The organism is Kitasatospora sp. NPDC056531 (assembly GCF_042794375.1).
In the GTDB taxonomy this organism is placed as follows: Bacteria; Actinomycetota; Actinomycetes; order Streptomycetales; family Streptomycetaceae; genus Kitasatospora.
Map to the genome: position 1 here is coordinate 16,260 of NZ_JBHTTU010000110.1, position 2,319 is coordinate 18,578.

2 protein-coding genes are annotated in these 2,319 nt (G+C 73.4%); both read right to left on the reverse strand.

Features of this window, described 5'->3' with window-relative positions; genetic code table 11:
- Positions 1-91 precede the first annotated feature (91 nt).
- Entirely contained in the window at positions 92-1,504 is a 1,413-nt protein-coding gene (locus tag ACFQ87_RS39785; protein WP_380615836.1) for an amidase, read from the reverse strand.
- Between the two features lie 218 nt (positions 1,505-1,722).
- The coding region (locus tag ACFQ87_RS39790; RefSeq protein WP_380615837.1) for a LysR family transcriptional regulator substrate-binding protein at positions 1,723-2,319 on the reverse strand (597 nt) is incomplete at its 5' end.

Genomic DNA, 2,319 nt, shown 5'->3' on the forward strand with positions numbered 1-2,319 from the left:
CAACGACCAGAGAGTTCGAGACCCCGCCACGGGGTTCGTGGGTTCCCGCCCTTGCCCCGCCGCGGGGGCGGAGCACCGGCGCGCGCTCGGCTTACGGGCGCGGGTCGATGGGTGCGAGCACGCCGAAATGGCGCTCGATCACCTCGGCGGCCTCCAGGCACAAGTCCTCGCGGTACATCCGCCCGATGAGCTGGAGGCCCTGCGGCATGCCCTCCGCGAGCCCGGTGGGCACGCTCACCGCGGGCACGCCGACCAGCGAGGTCACGGTGCACAGGGCTCCCGGCAGCATCATCCGGGCGTGGCTCTCGGTGTCGGTGTCGTCGGGGATCAGATAGAACCCGGGGACGGGCTCGGGGCAGGTGGGCCCGAGGAGCAGCGGGTGGGCCTCCAACAGCTCGGCCCAGTCCCGCTGGAGGCCGAGCCGGACGCCGGTCTGCCGGAGGAACTCGGCGAGATCGGTGTGCTGGGTGCGCTCCATGAACAGGTCGATGTGCTGGGCGCCCTTCTCGGTGAGCAGTTCCCTGATCCGGGACCACTTCACGCCGAACTCGGTCATGATGAGCGTGCCGAAGCACTCCAGGGTTTCGAACAGCTTGGGGATCCGCACCTCCTCCACGGCGTAGCCCGCCCGCTCCAGTGCGGCGGCCGCCTCGTCGAGGGCCGCGCGGATCTCGGGGTGGACGCCGGTTCCGGACGGGTCGGCCACGATGCCGACCCTGAGCGGACCGGTGGGGCGGGGCCCGTACGCGGGTACCGGGACCGCCCTGGGGTCCTGCGGGTCCGCGCCGGCCAGTGCCTCGTACGCCGCGCGCAGGTCGGCGACCGAGCGGGCGATCGGGCCGTCGACGGGGATGAGCTGGGAGGCCAGCATCGGTTCCTGGCCCAGGATGCGGTGGTCGGCGGCGAAGCGGCCGTAGCTCGGCTTCAGTCCGGCCACTCCGTTGAAAGCCGCGGGCAGGCGGATCGAGCCGCCCGAGTCGTTGCCGAGGCCGAGCGCCGCCATCCCGACGGCCACCGCCACCCCGTCGCCGCTGCTACTGCCGCCCGGGGTCTTCGACCGGTCCCAGGGGTTGTACGTCCGGCCGAAGAGCTGGCTCGCGGGGTCCGAGGAGATCGCCAGGTCGGGCATGTTGGTGTGGCCGATCGGGATCGCGCCCGCGGCGCACAGCCGGCGCACCGGCGGGGAGTCGGTCTCGGCCACGTGATCGCGGAACCTCGGTACGCCGTGCGTGGTCGCCCACCCCGCCACGTGGATGTTCTCCTTGACGGTGAACGGCACGCCGGCCAGTGGGCCGAGCTCCTCCCCCGCCGCGCGACGCCGATCGGTTTCGCGCGCGGCCTCGCGGGCGCTGTCCGCCATCAGCTGGGTGACGGCGTTCACGACCGGGTTCACCTCAGCGATGCGCTCCAGGTGACTGTCGACCACCTCGGCCGCCGAGATCTCGCCACGGGCGACAGCCGTGCCCAACTCGGTGGCGTTCAGCTTCCACAGTTTCGTGTCCATCGCTCGCCGGGCCGCCCGCTGCCCCTCGGTGGTGCGCGGGCCGCCCTGCCCCCTTTCCCTTGCTGCGCCATGACGGGTCGTGCCACGCCGTGGCAGCGGCGGCCGCCATCGGCCACCCGTCGTTTCGATGCACTTGCATCACATCCCATTCCGGGAAGCGATGCAAGCGCATTACTACGGGGCGGTGACGGTCCGCCGAGGCGGTGCGGCTCGGCCGGTCACACCCCCCGCACCACGTCGAGGGCGGCGTCGCCGAAGGCGCGTACGCGGGCGGTGGCGCCGCCGGCGGGCCAGGCCAGGCCCCACTCGACCGGCGCCGCGTCCGTAAAGCGCACGTAGACGACGTCGGGGCGGGCGAAGTACCTCCTGGCATGAGCCCCCACGACTACCCCCCCCTCCCCCGCGCCCACGAGCGTGAGCGCCTCGTTGAACGTCATGGCCGTCGGGCCGCCGGAGACGTCCCGGCCGGCCGGTGTCCGGTCGGAGTCCGGGAGCGTCTCCGGGATCCGCACGACGGTCGCCCGGGCCAAGTCCGCCATGGAGAGGGCCTCGCGGCGGGCGAACGTGTGCCCGGCCGGCACGGCGAGCATGCGGGCCTCGCGCACCAGGACCGGCCCCGTGACGACCTCGTCCGCCGACACCGGATGGCAGGTCAGCGCCAGATCCACCTCGCCGTCGCGCAGCCACGGCAGGACGTCCGGCGGCCGGGCCTCGCGGATCCGGACGTCGCAGTCGGGGTGGCGCTCCCGGAACCGCTGCGCGACACCGCCAAACAATTGTCCCTCCGCGGGCCCGTGGAAGGCGACCCGCAGCAC

Bases quoted from the DNA above. Each gene is read 5' to 3' on its own strand.
- ACFQ87_RS39785 (WP_380615836.1), bottom strand. From the start codon at position 1,504: ATGGACACGAAACTGTGGAAGCTGAACGCCACCGAGTTGGGCACGGCT.